Origin of the sequence: Lysinibacillus xylanilyticus, assembly GCF_001708185.1 — a bacterium.
Lineage (GTDB): Bacteria > Bacillota > Bacilli > Bacillales_A > Planococcaceae > Lysinibacillus > Lysinibacillus xylanilyticus_A.
Genome location: NZ_MDDN01000013.1, coordinates 99,088 through 115,448, shown reverse-complemented (window position 1 = coordinate 115,448; position 16,361 = coordinate 99,088). Strand labels below are relative to the sequence as shown.

Annotated in this window: 14 protein-coding genes and 2 rRNA genes; 13 read left to right on the top strand and 3 right to left on the bottom strand. The window is 38.9% G+C overall.

All coding sequences use genetic code 11. From position 1 onward, the window contains the following. A 23S ribosomal RNA gene (locus BFJ97_RS18700) occupies nt 1-104 on the top strand; the annotation flags it as partial. Nucleotides 105-173: 69 nt separating this feature from the next. After that, nucleotides 174-289, top strand: a 5S ribosomal RNA gene (gene rrf / locus BFJ97_RS18695). 315 nt (nt 290-604) lie between these two features. Here the strand turns inward: rrf and BFJ97_RS18690 are convergent. Then, nucleotides 605-1,276: a LytTR family DNA-binding domain-containing protein gene (locus BFJ97_RS18690; protein WP_068986160.1), complete on the bottom strand. Its 672-nt coding sequence runs from the start codon at nt 1,274-1,276 to the stop codon at nt 605-607. 214 nt (nt 1,277-1,490) lie between these two features. On the opposite strand from BFJ97_RS18690, the gene aceA reads away from it, so the two are divergent. Continuing rightward, entirely contained in the window at nt 1,491-2,774 is a 1,284-nt protein-coding gene (aceA, locus tag BFJ97_RS18685) for an isocitrate lyase (protein ID WP_068986159.1), read from the top strand. 110 nt (nt 2,775-2,884) lie between these two features. Next, nucleotides 2,885-4,483: a malate synthase A gene (gene aceB / locus BFJ97_RS18680; RefSeq protein WP_068986158.1), complete on the top strand. Its 1,599-nt coding sequence runs from the start codon at nt 2,885-2,887 to the stop codon at nt 4,481-4,483. On the opposite strand, the gene BFJ97_RS24345 is transcribed toward aceB, so the two are convergent. Beyond that, nucleotides 4,475-4,663, bottom strand: coding sequence for a hypothetical protein (locus tag BFJ97_RS24345; RefSeq protein ID WP_139114485.1), 189 nt, complete (start codon nt 4,661-4,663; stop codon nt 4,475-4,477). The two genes, aceB and BFJ97_RS24345, sit on opposite strands and share 9 nt — an antisense overlap. Nucleotides 4,664-4,963: 300 nt before the next feature. Here BFJ97_RS24345 and BFJ97_RS18675 point away from each other — a divergent pair, with 300 nt between their 5' ends. From BFJ97_RS18675 to BFJ97_RS18655, 5 genes are all read left to right on the top strand, one after another. Continuing rightward, complete coding sequence (locus BFJ97_RS18675; RefSeq protein ID WP_083227098.1) at nt 4,964-6,007, top strand: pyridoxal-phosphate-dependent aminotransferase family protein; 1,044 nt, start codon at nt 4,964-4,966, stop codon at nt 6,005-6,007. 1,050 nt (nt 6,008-7,057) lie between these two features. Then, complete coding sequence (locus BFJ97_RS18670) at nt 7,058-7,453, top strand: GntR family transcriptional regulator (protein ID WP_068986157.1); 396 nt, start codon at nt 7,058-7,060, stop codon at nt 7,451-7,453. 199 nt (nt 7,454-7,652) lie between these two features. Further along, nucleotides 7,653-8,324 (top strand): response regulator transcription factor, encoded by a 672-nt coding sequence (locus BFJ97_RS18665; protein WP_068986156.1) that lies wholly within the window; start codon nt 7,653-7,655, stop codon nt 8,322-8,324. Further along, the gene (locus tag BFJ97_RS18660) at nt 8,324-9,694 is read left to right on the top strand and encodes a sensor histidine kinase (protein ID WP_068986163.1); all 1,371 of its coding nucleotides are present in this window, start codon (nt 8,324-8,326) and stop codon (nt 9,692-9,694) included. Before BFJ97_RS18665 ends, BFJ97_RS18660 begins: the two co-directional genes overlap by 1 nt. A gap of 76 nt (nt 9,695-9,770) precedes the next feature. Beyond that, nucleotides 9,771-10,175: a hypothetical protein gene (locus tag BFJ97_RS18655; protein ID WP_068986155.1), complete on the top strand. Its 405-nt coding sequence runs from the start codon at nt 9,771-9,773 to the stop codon at nt 10,173-10,175. Nucleotides 10,176-10,232: 57 nt separating this feature from the next. Here BFJ97_RS18655 and BFJ97_RS18650 read toward each other — a convergent pair whose 3' ends face one another. After that, the gene (locus tag BFJ97_RS18650; RefSeq protein WP_254660204.1) at nt 10,233-12,098 is read right to left on the bottom strand and encodes an SEL1-like repeat protein; all 1,866 of its coding nucleotides are present in this window, start codon (nt 12,096-12,098) and stop codon (nt 10,233-10,235) included. Between the two features lie 338 nt (nt 12,099-12,436). Between BFJ97_RS18650 and BFJ97_RS18645 the strand changes: the two genes are divergently transcribed. The 4 genes from BFJ97_RS18645 to BFJ97_RS18630 all read left to right on the top strand — a co-directional run bounded on the left by BFJ97_RS18645 (nt 12,437) and on the right by BFJ97_RS18630 (nt 16,337). After that, a complete protein-coding gene (locus BFJ97_RS18645) occupies nt 12,437-13,144 on the top strand; it encodes a glycosyltransferase family 2 protein (protein WP_068986153.1) in 708 nt (235 codons plus the stop codon). Between the two features lie 81 nt (nt 13,145-13,225). Continuing rightward, complete coding sequence (locus tag BFJ97_RS18640) at nt 13,226-13,486, top strand: metal-sensitive transcriptional regulator (protein ID WP_053993550.1); 261 nt, start codon at nt 13,226-13,228, stop codon at nt 13,484-13,486. A gap of 245 nt (nt 13,487-13,731) precedes the next feature. Further along, nucleotides 13,732-14,886, top strand: a complete 1,155-nt coding sequence (locus BFJ97_RS18635) for a transglutaminase domain-containing protein (protein ID WP_068986152.1) — start codon at nt 13,732-13,734, stop codon at nt 14,884-14,886. Between the two features lie 155 nt (nt 14,887-15,041). Next, on the top strand, nt 15,042-16,337 hold the full coding sequence (locus tag BFJ97_RS18630) for a transglutaminase domain-containing protein (RefSeq protein WP_068986151.1): 1,296 nt from the start codon (nt 15,042-15,044) through the stop codon (nt 16,335-16,337). Nucleotides 16,338-16,361 lie beyond the last annotated feature (24 nt).

The following is a 16,361-nucleotide window of genomic DNA, read 5'->3' as shown; positions in this document are numbered from 1 at the left end:
CAAGTAAGTAAGATCCCTCAAAGACGATGAGGTAGATAGGTTCGAGGTGGAAGTGTGGTGACACATGGAGCTGACGAATACTAATCGATCGAGGACTTAACCAAAATGTTTGAAACATTCAATGCACCGTTTATCCAGTTTTGAAAGAACAAATCTTTCAACCAAATACAATGTCTAGTGATGATGGCAAAGAGGTCACACCCGTTCCCATACCGAACACGGAAGTTAAGCTCTTTAGCGCCGATGGTAGTTGGGGGCTTCCCCCTGTGAGAGTAGGACGTCGCTAGGCAAACCAAAGCCTGAGAATTTTTTCTCAGGCTTTTTTATGTGCACGCGGCATAACTTGATAGTAGAAACTCTTAGCGAAAGACAAGAGTTTCCATGGTGATGTGGAATCTGAAGGAGGAAAGTGGTTGCACTTATAAAGTCATCCATTGAATCAAAAAGGTAAACGTCGCTGAAATGTCCTCGAATGTCGCGTGATGAGAGATTTCATTTCATACAAAACTAGAGTACTTGTTGTTCCGTTTGTAACAAGAAGTACCCTAGTTTTTATTTTATTATCTTTTATGCCCGCTATTAGGTTTATTCTCTACTATTGTCCCTAAAATTCAAGTGCTGTTCTCAAATTGTTGATATAGGATTGACTGACAGGTAGCTCGCTTCCATCTGTTAGAGTAACAATAAAGTTGGAAGTCAGGTCCTTAGCCATTTTTTTAATGAAATGAATATTAACAATATAGGATCGATGAATACGAATAAAGAATGAAGGTAAACGCATTTGAAGCTCTTTAAGTGTGATACTTGTTTTAAATTGCTCCCCCTCTACATAAAACCACGTTTTTTTCTGCAGGCTTTCAATATGAGAGATTTTTCCAATTGCAACAGGATTCCATTCCTCGTCTTGCTTTCCAGTTAAAAATTGAAAGGGCTCTACTTTCTTTTCGGTAAAGGTTGAAGGTAATACTACAACAAGCGCTGCAGGCACATCTAAAATGTTTATAGGGTAACCTATCCCATAATACGGTGTTTGGAATAAGGAATTATCTAAAACGGCGTCTGTCCGTTTCCTCGTACGTAGAACTTGCTCTGCGATGCTACCTGATTGTACTTGTTGGCCTACTTCCAAGTTGATGTTTTGATGTCCAGAATGAAAATAGATATAGGAGTTTTCTGCTGCAATTGCAATGGATGAATTGTCTGGAACCCAGTCTTTTAACATTGAAATAAACTGTTGTGAAATATCTTTTGGCAAAGAATTAAACTCATTATTCATTGTGAATATCCCCCTTGTTTGTAAACAGTTTACCAAATTTCGTCGTTGAAAAAAGCAGTTTCATCATTAAAATTTGGTATTTTATCTAAAAATAATGAAAATTCAGATGTACTGTTATATATTAATTTACAACAAGTAAACCTGTTATGGAACAGCTAGTTGAAAGTTTTTTAACAGAGTATATTGTATACAAAGGGGAAGGTGGAATTTTAATATGTCAACACGTCAAGAAAAAATCCAAGCATTAGAAAAACAGTGGGAAGAAAACCCACGTTGGGCAGGCATTGAACGCGGTTATTCAGCTGAAGAGGTTGTTAAGTTACAAGGTTCTGTTGTACTTGAACAAACTTTAGCAGCTAAAGGTGCTGCTCGACTTTGGAATTCTTTACATGAAGAGCCGTTCATTAATGCATTAGGTGCATTAACTGGTAATCAAGCTGTACAACAAGTAAAAGCAGGATTAAAAGCAATTTACTTATCAGGCTGGCAAGTTGCTGCAGATGCTAACCTTTCTGGTCAAATGTACCCTGACCAATCCTTATATCCAGCAAACTCTGTACCAGCAGTAGTTAAGCGTATTAATCAAGCTTTACAACGTGCAGATCAAATCGATCATGCTGAAGGACGTGTAGATCAATTTGATTGGTTTGCTCCAATCGTAGCAGATGCTGAGGCTGGCTTCGGTGGTCCTCTGAATGTATTTGAACTTGTAAAAGGAATGATTGAAGCTGGTGCTGCTGGCGTTCACTTAGAAGACCAGTTAGCTTCAGAGAAAAAATGCGGTCACCTAGGTGGTAAAGTTTTACTTCCAACACAAAATGCTGTTCGTAACTTAATTGCTGCTCGTCTTGCAACAGATGTAATGGGTGTTGATACAATTTTAATCGCTCGTACAGATGCTGACGCTGCTGATATGGTAACATCTGATATCGATCCGCGTGATGCAGAGTTTATTACTGGTGAACGTACTCCAGAAGGCTTCTTCCGTACAAAACCAGGCATCAAACAAGCGATTGCTCGTGGTTTAGCTTACGCGCCATATGCAGATTTGATTTGGTGTGAAACTTCTAAACCATCACTTGAGGAAGCCCGTGAATTTGCGGCAGCTATTCATGCTGAATTCCCAGGTAAATTGCTAGCATACAACTGTTCACCTTCATTCAACTGGAAAGCGAATCTATCAGAAGAAGAAATCGCAGAATATCAACGCGAGTTAGGTAAGTTAGGCTATAAATTCCAGTTTGTTACATTAGCAGGTTTCCATGCATTAAACCACTCTATGTTTGAGCTTGCGCATGATTATAAAGATAATGGTATGGCTGCATACTCTAAGCTACAACAAGCTGAGTTTGCATCAGAATCAAAAGGCTACACAGCTACACGTCACCAACGTGAAGTTGGTACTGGTTACTTTGATGAAGTATCTCAAGTTATCTCTGGTGGTACTTCTTCTACAACAGCGATGGCTGGCTCTACAGAAACAGAACAATTCGTATAAGTCTGGAAAAGTACGCGTACATCTAAATTCATAATCATAGATCTGTCTCCTCCGCTCCTCCTAAAGCGGAGGATGACTATTTAAAATCGCAAAGGTGGGGGAAACAACTGATGGAACAAGCAACAACAGGTAAGCTTAAAATTGTTGGGGAACAAAACGAGCAAACAAAAGAAATTTTAACACCAGAAGCCCTTGAGTTTGTTCTTGCCCTGCACGAAAAATTTGATGCTCGTAGAAAAGAGCTGTTAGAGGCTCGTCAAGAACGTCAAAAGCGTCTTGATGCAGGTGAGAAACTCGACTTCTTACAAGAAACAAAGCATATTCGTGAGGGAGATTGGACAATTGCACCACTTCCAGCAGATTTGCAAGATCGTCGTGTAGAAATTACAGGACCTGTTGACCGTAAAATGGTTATTAATGCTCTAAACTCTGGTGCAAAAATGTTCATGGCTTGCTTTGAGGATGCATCTGCTCCGACATGGGAAAACATGATTGGCGGTCAGATTAATATGCGTGATGCTATTAATAAGACAATTGAATTCACACAAGCATCCAATGGTAAAACATATAAGTTAAACGAAGAAACAGCTGTATTATTAGTTCGTCCACGTGGTCTTCATTTACTAGAAAAGCATGTACTAGTGGATGGCGAACCGATCTCGGGTAGTTTCTTTGACTTCGGTCTGTATTTATTCCACAATGCTAAAAACGCATTGGCACAAGGTACAGGGCCTTATTTCTACCTACCGAAGCTTGAAAGCCATTTAGAGGCTCGCTTATGGAATGATGTCTTTGTTTTTGCACAAGATTATATCGGAATTCCAAAAGGGACAATTAAGGCTACTGTATTAATCGAAACCATTTTAGCAGCATTTGAAATGGATGAAATTTTATTTGAACTACGTGAACATTCAGCGGGTCTGAATTGTGGACGTTGGGATTACATTTTCAGCTATATTAAACGTCTGCGCAATCAACCTGATGTAATTTTACCGGACCGCGGACAAGTAACAATGACTGTACCATTCATGCAGGCATATACGTCTTTATGTATTCAAACATGTCATAAACGTAACGCTCCTGCGATGGGCGGTATGGCAGCACAAATCCCTGTTAAGGGTGATGATGATGCGAATGCTGTGGCTTTTGCAAAAGTTGCAGAAGATAAACGTCGTGAGGCAACAGATGGCCATGATGGAACTTGGGTAGCACATCCAGGTATGGTAGCAACGGCGATGGAACAGTTTGATGCGATTATGACGACACCAAACCAAATCCATAAAAAACGTGAGGATGTAAAGGTTACAGCGGAAGAATTAGTAGCTGTTCCAGAAGGTACAATTACACTTGAAGGTCTTCGTATTAACTGTAGTGTAGGGGTTCAGTACATTGCTTCTTGGCTACGAGGCAACGGAGCTGCACCGATTAATAACTTAATGGAGGATGCTGCAACTGCAGAAATCTCTCGTACACAAGTATGGCAATGGATTCGCCATCCAAAAGGTGTTTTAGAGGATGGGCGTGGTATTACATTGGCATTCGTACTAGAAGTCTTGGAGGAAGAGCTTGTGAAAATTAAAGAGGCTGTTGGGGAACAAGTCTATAACAGCGGTCGCTACGAAGAAGCTGCTGAGCTGTTTAAATCATTAATTGAGCAAGATGAATTTGCCGAATTCTTGACGCTTCCAGGTTACGAAAAATTAGCTTAACTTTCTTTCAGTAATCGCTGAAAGAGAGGAACTCATTCTAAAAGCGCCACGTCCTGTGGCGACGACTGAGTGACCAACGTCGTGCTGTGTTGCTGCCGCTACGCTTTCGCACAGACAAAAACACGTTGCTGACGCTGCGTTAGCACTACGCTTTCGCGCAAAAAACATTTGTTGGCTCAAAGTCTCCGAACGGAATTATGCCGAGGCATAATTGATTGGAGATACAAATCTACTAAACGAACATATCCAACTTTCCTAGATTGTTATGGACTAACTCGAATGGAGTCCACTCTATTTTCCACTAATGTTAACGAGCGGGGTCTGTTCCCCCGTTTCTTATTGAAAATCGAGCATGGTTATAAAATAAAAAGGGTCTACTTCTAAAAGTAAAGAGATTTAAAGGGGTGAAAGATGTCTTGCGGGCTTAGATGGGGAGCTTGTAAGACATCTTTTTATCTTCATTCTAAGGAGGAGCGTAAAATGCGTAATAAAGAATTATTATTAGTTCCTGGACCAACTCCAGTAGTAGATGAAATTTATGATGCCTTAGCAAGTGAAACGAGGGGACATACAGATCCCCGTTTTGTTTCGATCTATAAAAATGCCATAGAACAAACAAAAAAATTATTACAAACAGATGGCGAGGTTTTTGTCATAGCTGGATCTGGGACTCTTGCTATGGAAATGGCGATTGTTAATACAGTTGGCAAAGGAGAAAAGCTACTCGTAATTAGTCACGGTTATTTCGGTGACCGATTTACACCATTAGCCCAAGCTTATGGTATTCATGTAGAGGTACTACAGGCTGAATGGGGTAAGCAGGTCGAAGTTTCTGCAGTTGAAGAAAAATTGGCTGAGGGGGATATTAAAGCTGTTACTATTACACATGCGGACACTTCTACAGGTGTAGTATCCGATTTGGATGCTTTGGTACCAATCATTAAGAAGGCTGGGGCACTTGTTATTTTGGATGGAGTTGTAGCGACAGCTGCCCTTGATGAAAATATGAGCAAGGAATATGGCTGTCCAGACTATAAATTGGATATTGTTTTAACAGGGTCACAGAAGGCAATTGGTGTACCACCAGGTTTAGCGATTATCGCCTTCAATCAATCTGCTTTAAAGGCACGTGAAGCAATGGGTTCGATTCCTGCCTATTATAGCGATATTAAAAATTGGATTCCGGTAATGAATGATCCAGGAAAATACTTTGCGACGCCTCCTGTAAACTTAATTTATGCATATGATGTGGCGATGAACATTGTACTAGAAGAAGGGATGACAAAACGTGAGGCACGTCATGTCGCATATGGTTGCGCAATAAGAGCTGCATTGTCCACATATGGTATGGTGGCACTTGCTGAAGAAGCGGTTGCGGCACCTACGCTTAGCTGCTTACTGTATCCTGAAGGGGTAGAGGATGCAAAGTTCCGTGCGAAACTTGCAGAAAAAGGCGTGATAGTAGCTGGTGCACTAGCGCATTTAGCAGGAAAGGCCTTCCGTATCGGGCATATGGGTAACTAAACTGTTACGAAAAATTTAGATAAAACTATACAAATCTGTATAGAAGCATAGATTTATAACAGAATACCCTTCGTATCAAGCGATTGGTGCGAACTCCACGTTAATTGCTTTTAACTCCTAAAGCCTTGTGACCAAAGCGGAGCTGGAAACGGCAGACGTAACGGTGCGAAAGCAGAAAAAACAACAAGGATGGCATAAGCTGAAAAAAATTACTCAGTGTCCGTAAAGGATCATCGTGACAACGGAAAACGGTAGCGCTAAGTGCTTTGGTAATGGATGTTTAGCAGCGAACTCCTAAATCTCTAATGAGACAAGGAAGACGTTCAACGACTATCTCCTTGAGGGAGAGTAAAACCGCAAGCGAATGGCGGAAGAAAAATGTGGCTCTTATTAAAAGATAAGATGAAGATATAGTCTGCGCTTATGTGAAAGCATAAGAGGTCTACTCGTGAGAGAAAGACTGCATGAAGGGTTGCGCCTTTGTGTGAACAAGAAAAATATATACAAATATAAAAATGTTAACAACCTCTCTAAATAGGGTAAATGCAGAATTTAAGCCTTTGGAGAGTCATACCCTAATGGCAGTAGCTTCGGCGAAACCAGGCTCGGAGAATAAGGAAGACACAAAAACGAAAGTCAAAAGATATAAGTCGTGTCACAGTAGAGATGTCTACATTTTTTAAGAAATGTATATGTTTTTCGTATCGGGAGTACAACCCCTGCAATGCTAGAAGAGGCAGTAAGATTAATAGGGGAAACATTAAATGAAGTAGGATGCATAGTGGATATAGAACAAGCTACTGCATGTTTACAAGAAAAATTAGCAATTGTTGCGAAATAGCTACTGTTGAAAAGAGATGTCTCATGATGTAATGGGACATCTCTTTGTCAATTCTCAAAGCCGTCATAGCCTTTATTGCCAACGGTTTGTATAACTGTTGATTCAATTCGAGGTTCTTCTTATAGACCTCTAAAAATCTCCTTCTTCTTTATGCACAAAAAATGATAATTTGTTATGTTGGTTATATAACAAATATGGAGATGATAGGAATGTTTATTAAAATAGAGCCACAATCTGACGTACCCATTTATGAACAGGTAACACGTCAAATTATTGAAGGAATTGCAAGAGGGGATATGCAGTCAGGTGATACTTTGCCATCTGTACGTAATTTAGCCGCTGATTTAGGTGTTAATATGCACACGGTTAATAAAAGCTACCATGAGCTAGAGGAGAAAGGGATCATTACAATCAGAGCCAAATCAGGTGCTATTATTCGATCTACAGAGGAGCGAATCTTAACTCCTGAACAATTACAGCAAATTGAAAAAAATTTAAAGCCTGTTGTGGCAGAAGGAATGGTGCTCGGTGCTACAGTCGAGCAGATTGAGCGCATGATGAAACAGGTATGTGCTGATTTGCAAATCCCAGTAGAAGGAGTGTAGCAAAATGTTGCTTGGCGTTTTTGCCATTACTTATATTGCTGTTGATTTCTTTCTTTTCGTTATAATATGAATGAAAGTAGTTATTAAAAAATCTTTTCATTCCTCGCGGAGCAACGTTCAACGATAGACTCAACGGATGCTTGCAGATTGTCTGCGGATGGGAGCGGAATTTTTTGGATTGGATGGAGGTAAGGCTTGAATGAAAATTCTCGTTGTAGATGATGATGTACATATTTTGCAGCTAGTAAATATTTATCTGACAAGAGAGGGCTATCAGGTGTTGCAGGCGGAAAATGGACAACAGGCCCTGCAATTACTTGAAGGAAACTTGCCTGATCTGGCTATTGTGGATGTCATGATGCCAGGGATGGATGGCTTTACATTAACCGAGACATTGAGCCAGGATTATGATATTCCTGTATTGTTATTAACGGCAAAGGGCGAGCTTGAAGACAAGGAACGAGGGTTTTTGGCAGGCTCAGACGACTATGTTGTGAAACCATTCGAACCTAAAGAATTACTGTTTCGCATAGCTGCCATATTGCGTAGACTAGATAAGAAAAATCAGGTAACAATCCAGGTGGGTAGACTAGTCATCGATCGTCGAAGTTTTGAAGTAATCATTGGGGAAGATACACTTGTTCTGCCTTTAAAGGAATTTGAGCTATTGGCATTACTAGCATCACGCCCGAATCAGGTGTTTACACGTAGTATTATTATGGAACAGGTGTGGGGCTATGATTATGATGGAGATGAGCAGACTTTAAATACGCATGTAAAGAGGATCCGTGAGCGTCTGCATCGTTATGAAACAGATGTTGAGATTACAACGGTACGTGGAGTGGGTTATAAGCTCGAGGTTAATGCATGATGAAAACGTTATATAGTAAGTTTGTTGTCACGACTTTGCTCGTTATGATTGGCAGCTTGTGTATCGGTTTTTTAGTAACAAATACTTATTATCATCAAGTTATAAAGGAAAAAAATGATGCTAAAAATGTGAATATTGCGCAGGATATTACGAAATACATCGAGACAGCAAAGCCTGACGATTTAGATAATTATTTTACAACTCTCGGCGAAATTGGTTATCAAATTTATGTAACAGCTGGTGATGAAGGGGAATTTTACGGTGGTAAATATCGCGATAAAACACTGTCATCTAATACTGTTGATCGTGTTTTAGAAGGGGAAATTTATCATGGTATGCGTGATTTTCCAAAAGAGACTTTTATGACAGGCTTTTTTGCGAATGAGCTAATTAATACGATAGGTGTACCATTTACATATGAAAATAAGCATTATGCACTGTTTATCAGGCCTGATATTCGCTTGTTATTCTCTGAGGTGCATACGATACTTGGTGGGCTTATTCTTGTGATGGCAGTACTTAGTCTATTGGCAATGCTACTTTTTGCAAAAGCATTAATTCGCCCTATTACACAGCTAACAGAGGCAACACATCAGCTTGCACATGAAAAGTTCGATACGTTACTGGATATAGATCGAGCAGATGAGATTGGACAATTAGCAGTTAGCTTTAATGTCATGACGGAAAAATTACAGGAGAATGATCGAATACGTAAAGAGTTTATTAGTAATGTATCCCATGATTTTCAGTCGCCGTTGTTGAATATTCAAGGCTATGTTGATTTGTTAAAGAATCCCTTGCTGACTGACAAGGAAAGGCAGGAATATACGACAATTATTGAGCTAGAAACGAAGCGTCTGTCGACATTAACGAAGCAATTACTTTTACTAACGTCACTCGATCAATCTACAAGGTTATTAAAGTGTGAGCCTTATCGTTTAGATGAGCAGTTGAAGGAAACGGTTAGAAAATATCGCTGGCAACTTGAAGATGCAGATGTACAATTATCGTATCAGCTTGAACCAGTAACATATGATGGTGATGCGGGTCTATTACAAAATGTTTGGGATAATTTATTGACGAATGCCATTAAGTATAATGTTGAAGGTGGAGAAATTCATGTACACTTACAAGAATCCTCAACCTCTGTGGAAGTACTCGTCGAGGATAGCGGTATAGGGATGACTGCTGATCAATTACAAAAGGTATATGATCGCTTTTATCGCGCGGATGCCTCTAGAACAAAGCAAGGGACTGGGCTTGGACTGGCCATCGTAAAGCAAATTGCTGAGTTACATGGAGGAACGGTTCAAATGGAAAGTGTTATTAATTCGGGTACGAAGGTTCGTATCACCTTACCAAAACTGTAATGAGGAGTTCATGTAAAGTTCATGTTCACACGATAGACTACTGAATAAGTTGAAAAAGCTTAGGAGGAGTTAACGTATGGAACAAAAATGGAGTTTACGCCTTATTCGTCTTGCTGCGATTTTTGCCTTATTTGGTACGTATCTAGGTTCACATATGTCTGGTACTGGTAGTTATGAATATAGACCGATACATGCACACATTTTATTAGTTGGCTGGTTAAGCATGTTTGCATGGGGCATTTTCTATCGTGCCTTCAAAGTTAAATCACAAAAATTAGTAGCGGCACATGGTTGGACAGCAATTCTTGGTGTTTTTGGTTTAACAATCGGCATGTGGTTCTACAATATAAATCCATTTAATTTTAGTAATACATTTACATTGATTTTCTTTATCGTAGGTGGGACAACGCTATTAATTAGCTTTGCTTTATTTATCTTTGTAACATTTATGGTAGATCAAAAAGAAGACATGCAAAAATAATGATAATCCCGTGTCACGATCGTTAGAGGGTGACACGGGATATTTTTTTAGGAAAAACTATTCTATTTTTTCAAGAGACTTCTTAAGCCATTTTGTTGCCTCCGTATAATCCTGTGCAACACCTTGCCCTTTTTTGTAGAGCATACCGAGCTGGAATTGTGCTTTTTGATGCCCTTGATTGGCAGCTAATCGATACAGTTGGGCAGCTTTTATGAAATCCTTCGGTACGCCTTGTCCATGACTGTGCATTTGAGCTAATTGGTATTGTGCTTTGGCATGTCCCTTAGCAACAGCCTGTTCAATCCATTTTGCGGCTTCTGTGTAATCCTGTTCGACACCTTTTCCCTTATCAAATAAATTACCGAGCTGATATTGAGCGCCTGCATGTCCTTGGATGGCTGCAAGTCGATAGCAGCGCCGTGCCTCTTCTAAGTCCTGGGCGATACCCAATCCTTGTTCATATAACAACCCCAATTGATATTCTGCGTTAATATGAGATTGATCGGTAGCGGCTCTCCACCATTTCACTGCATCAACATAATTCAATTCAGTTGCATATAATAATGCGAGTTCGTACTGAGCGTCAGCATAGCCCTTTTCAGCAGCGGCTTTAAAAAGGGGTAAAGCTTTGTTAGGTTGCTGAAGTTGATATACATAGATGCGTCCAAGCTCAAAGCCTGCACTGAGATGTCCTTGGTGAGCAGCAAGCTGTAACCAATCTTTAGCTAAAGTAATATCATTTTCTTGGACATAAAGGACACCGAGACAGTATTGAGCATTTAGGTGTCCTTTATGCGCAGCGAGCTTAAACCATTTAGTAGCCTCTACGCGATCCTGAGTTATACCTTGACCAGTGTTATATAGCATCGCCAATTGAAATTCAGCATTTATATGGTCCTGAAGTGCAGCTAAGTGAAACCACCTTGCAGCTTCTTCAAAATTTTGCGAGATACCACGACCTTTAAGGTACAAATAGCCAAGATTATACTGAGCGCTTGCATCGCCCGCTAATGCAGCCATTTCAAAATAGGTTATAGCTTCCTCATAGCTCTGCTTGACACCAGTTCCATTGTGATAAAGGAAGCCAAGATTATTTTGAGCACTTGTATTCCCTTGATTGGCTGCTAGAATATACCACTTCGCTGCCTCGGCAAAGTTCGGTGTCATGCCAAGCCCTTGATTGTATAGAACGCCTAAATTATACTGTGCATCTGCATTTCCTAAATCTGCAGCCTCTTTATAATAACGAGCTGCTTCTTCATAATTTTGTATTACACCATGTCCTAAATGATAGAGCACGCCTAAGCTATAAAGTGCGTTTGCATCATTGTGCGAAGCGGCGCGTTCATACCACATTTTTGCTACCGCATAATTTTTCCTTACACCGCGGCCCTGGTTATAGAGTGCGCCTAAATTATATTGAGCACTTGCATTCCCTTGTTGTGCGGCAATCTCAAACCAATTTGCCGCATTTTTATAGGCCTCGGGTGACTGGTCATCTTGAAGCCATGTATTTAAATTAAACGCTGAAGTTATATCTTCAAAGGGGGCTATGTGAATCATTTTTTCCTTTAAGCTACGGTCATAGCGGTCAATAAACCATTCTACAATATCACTTATATAATCAAGAACGATTTTTGCCGCCTTTGCCTCCACGATTTCACTGCTATTACTAGAAGTCATTTTGTTTGCAAGATTCATTAATAGATATATGCGACGTGGATGAATTTTTGCAACAAAGCTTCGATTATTGAGTAATGATCGGGTATTTTTTAGCTTCGGTTCGGAATGCATTTCCAGCTTATAAAATTCATATAAAATTTCCTCCAGTACAAGGAGTGATTTTTGTAGAGATATAGCTGGCTTGGAGATGGCAAGCGAGCTAGCATCCTGAAAATTTTTAGCCAATTTAACGAAGGACAAAGCTTTTAATTTCTTGCAGTGTTCTTGAGAAATTTCATATTGAATGACGATAGGGACTCACCTCTTTCGTAAAAATCCTCTTTTTTCATATATCGGGAAAAAATCAATATTATTGATGAGTTTAACTTGTTTCAGTAAATGTCTTTTGAGCGACAGGTACAGAAGTCTCCCCTCGCCGTAGCGTTAGCACTGTGCATCTGGACACAATGATGCCTAGGGATCGTTGGTTTGGAGTCATCGGTTGAATTGTCCTTTTTACATGATACTATTTTGTATAAGGATACTCGTAGAGATTCGTAGTAGCTATTGCTAAGAAAGTCATTCGGAGGATAGAAATAATGAAGAATATTGCAGCAATCATTCCAGCATTTAATCCACAACAATCACTTATAACTTATGTGCATCAACTATTAGCAACTACAATTACAAAGATTATTATTGTCAATGATGGCAGTGATGAAAAATATGCAGGCATTTTTGAAGAGTTAAAGAAAATTGACAGCTGTGAAGTGTTAGAGCATGACTGTAATATTGGAAAAGGTAGGGCATTAAAGACAGCATTTACTTATATATGGTCGCAAAGGGGTTTGTACCAGGGTGTGATTACAGTAGGGGCCCATGGTCAACATACATTACAAGATGTGAAATTAGTATTAACCATGACGAAGGTGTTTTCTGAAGGGATTGTGCTAGGGATACGTAACTTCCACTCTTCCGACAGCACTCTTTTATCATACTGGGGCAATCGTGTAACAAGCTTGTTTTTTGAGCTCCTTTATCATAGAAAACTAATGGATACACAAACAGGCTTACGATTTATCTCTATAAAAGAGCTACCATGGCTGCTAAAAGTAAAAGGTGAACGATATGACTATGACACAAATATGTTAGTTGCTGCACTTAAAAGAAAGTGTCCAATTTTTGAAGTAGAGATAGGCCATATACGAATAAAGAAAAATACAGTGATCCAGTATGATGAAATAACAAATGCAAGGTCAATTATTGCTAAAATGCTTATGAACTATTTAAAACCAAGGAATAGGTAGGTTTAATTTTGAAATAATGTGCTAGGATAAAGAATAATAATTACTCAAGAACGTAGCGAGTATGAAAAAGGAGCAATGATGATGGAATATTCAGATCAAGTAAAAAATCGTGTGAAACGGATGGAAGGCCAGCTACGTGGGATTTTGAAAATGATGGAAGAAGGAAAGGATTGTAAGGCAGTCATTACTCAATTATCGGCAGTACGCTCAGCAGTGGATCGTACAGTAGGTGTAATTGTCAGTACGAATCTTTTAGAATGTGTACAAAATGCTGAAGGTGACGGCGAGAAAATGAATGAAGCTATTCAAGAGGCAGTCAATTTAGTAGTAAAAAGTCGTTAACATAAAGAAAAGCCAGCTTATGTAGAAAAGGCTATTCATAGATAGAAAACTCACTAAACAGGTGGGTTTTTATTTTTTGTTGCAAAAATCGATACTTATATTTTATTTAAGGGAGTTTTGACCTATGTATAAAAATTAACAATGTGGTTAAAAGTCATAGTTAGTGAACTTGTACGATAGATTTGTAGTTACTTTCTCTGTTATTCTTGATTACAAGAACATAACAAACGGGAAGGTGATTTATTATGAAAAAATGGTTGATAAGCGGTGCAGCATTACTGATGTTGAGTCCAACAGCAGCTTATGCTCAAAATACGGACACTCATCCAATACATACTTCCTCAGTTATTGCTCATAACGTAGTAGCCAATACCAAAGTAACAACTTGGGATCAATTCACAACAGAAATCGTAAAGCAATTAAATAATTTCGAATCGGAAATTAAAATTACATATAGCGGACCAATGACTGATTTCAATAAAAAAATTAAGGAGTCATTCGAAAAAGCTCAAGAGCAGGCGGTCTATGCGAGTGGTCACATGGAAAGTACTACTATTTCTGCAGATTCAGCAGGCAATGTGACATTTAAAATGAAATATTTCACAGACCAAACGCAAGAAGCGGCCGTACAAAAAAAGATTGATCAAGTATTAAAAACAATTATTAAACCTTCAATGACAGAGTTCGAAAAAGTAAAATCGATTAATGATTATATTGTTTCAAATACAGCATATAGTACTAAAACAAATGCTAGCCCTCATGGTGTATATGCATTGCTGATGGAGGGACAAGCTGTATGTCAAGGCTACGCGTTAACGGCCTATAAAATGTTGGAACAAGCGGGACTCGAAACAAAGTATGTTGTAGGTTATGTTAATGGTAACCAAGCACATGCATGGAATTTAGTGAAGGTTAATGGTCAATGGTACCATTTAGATACAACATGGAATGATCCATTACCAAATCGTTTAGGTGCCTCTTCGTACGATTATTTTTTAGTACCGGATGCACAGCTTAAGAAAGATCATACATGGATCGCTTCAGATTATCCTGCTGCAACAAGTACAACATTTAACTATATGCAAAATGTTCATTTCGCTTATCAAGTTAATAATACATTGTACTTTAGTAATACAGCGGATAACGATAAATTGTATAAGCTTGATTTAACAAACGGTAAGAAAACAAAAGTTATTGATAAACGTGCTTTGTATATTACAGGAGCGAACAACAATTTATATTTCAGTGATTACAGTAACGGTGGTTACTTAACAAAATTAAATCTTCAGACGTTAAAAACTGAGGTGCTTGTGAAGCAATCAGTGGCTGACTTAAGCATTAGTAATAATTATTTAAATTATTATGTTAATGCAAAAGAACAAAAGCTTAAAATAAACTAAGCTTTTATGTAAACAGGTCGCCGCTTGCGGATGCGACCACACCCTACAAATATCTTTATCTATTTATAAAATGAAAGCACAAAAGGACTTCCAAGTGAGTTCTTTGTGCTTTTTTTGTATATAATGAAAACAGGAAACAGTCGGAGGTGAGCATTTTGTGGAAAAAATTAGCCATTATCGTAATAATCGTAATTTTTATTGACCCAATCTATACAGCCGGTAAAGCAGTTGTACAACAAGTGATCACTTGGGCAAATAATGATGAAATAGAAACGATGCTTCTCTCAACAAAGGAAAAAATTATAGATGCTACTGCTAAGCTTTCAGAGAATGCCTCAATTGAAACGGCCACACCTATAGAAGAAAAGCCAGAAGAAGGGGTAGCCGTTACAGCTTCAACTTCCAAAACACCTGAAGCAACGTTAGTTGTCACGAATGCAAAGGAAATGGCTGATGCGATGTATGCATACTACAGTAGTTTTTCACCTACGTTTGAGATTCAATATAAAGGCAATACACAGCGGATTGAACAGATAGTGGAAGAAGCCTATGAAAATGCTATAAAGCGAGATGATTACGTATATGGGCATATTAGCAAACATTCTATTCGTTTTGAATATGGAGGGAAAACAGCTACCATCTTTGGTGAGCAAAGTTATTTAATGACACCAGAACAGGCGGCATCTGTTGAAATGAACGTCCAAGAGATTATAGCCTCTATCAATAAAAAATCATTAAGTGATGTAGAGAAGGTTAGGGCTGTCAATGATTATATCGTTGCCACCACTGCCTATACAGATCAAACGAATGCAAGTCCACATAGCGCATATACAGTGCTTGTAGAACATGGTGGTGTATGTCAGGGCTATGCATTGTTAGCGCATACGATGTTACAAAAGCTAGGGATAGAAACAAAATATATAGTAGGCTATGTCGGACAGCAAGGACATGCTTGGAATTTAGTAAAGTTGGACAATCAATGGTACCATCTCGATACTACATGGAATGATCCAGTACCTGATCGTAAAGGGTCGGTACGCTATCAATATTTTTTAGTGGATGATCGAACGATGGCAAAAGACCATACGTGGATTGCTGAAGATTACCCAAAAGCCACGGGTACAACGTATAACTACTTTCACGATGTAGATTTCCCAGCACAAGTAGGACAGCAAATATTTTATAGCAATATTTCTGACGATAATAAATTGTACGTGCTTGATTTGAAAACAGGTAAATCGAAGCGTGTTTCCCATTCGCGTGCACAATACATCGTTTATGCAGATGGTTGGTTATATTTTAGTAATTATTCACGCGGAGCGTATTTAACGAAAATTCGCCCAGATGGAAGCGGGGAGCAAATATTAAATCGTGAAGATACGAAGGATTTATTTGTGAAGGATGGCTATCTATATTTCACGACAAATGAACTGAAAAAGATGGCACTTTAACGTGATCAAAGAAAAAGAAGAGCC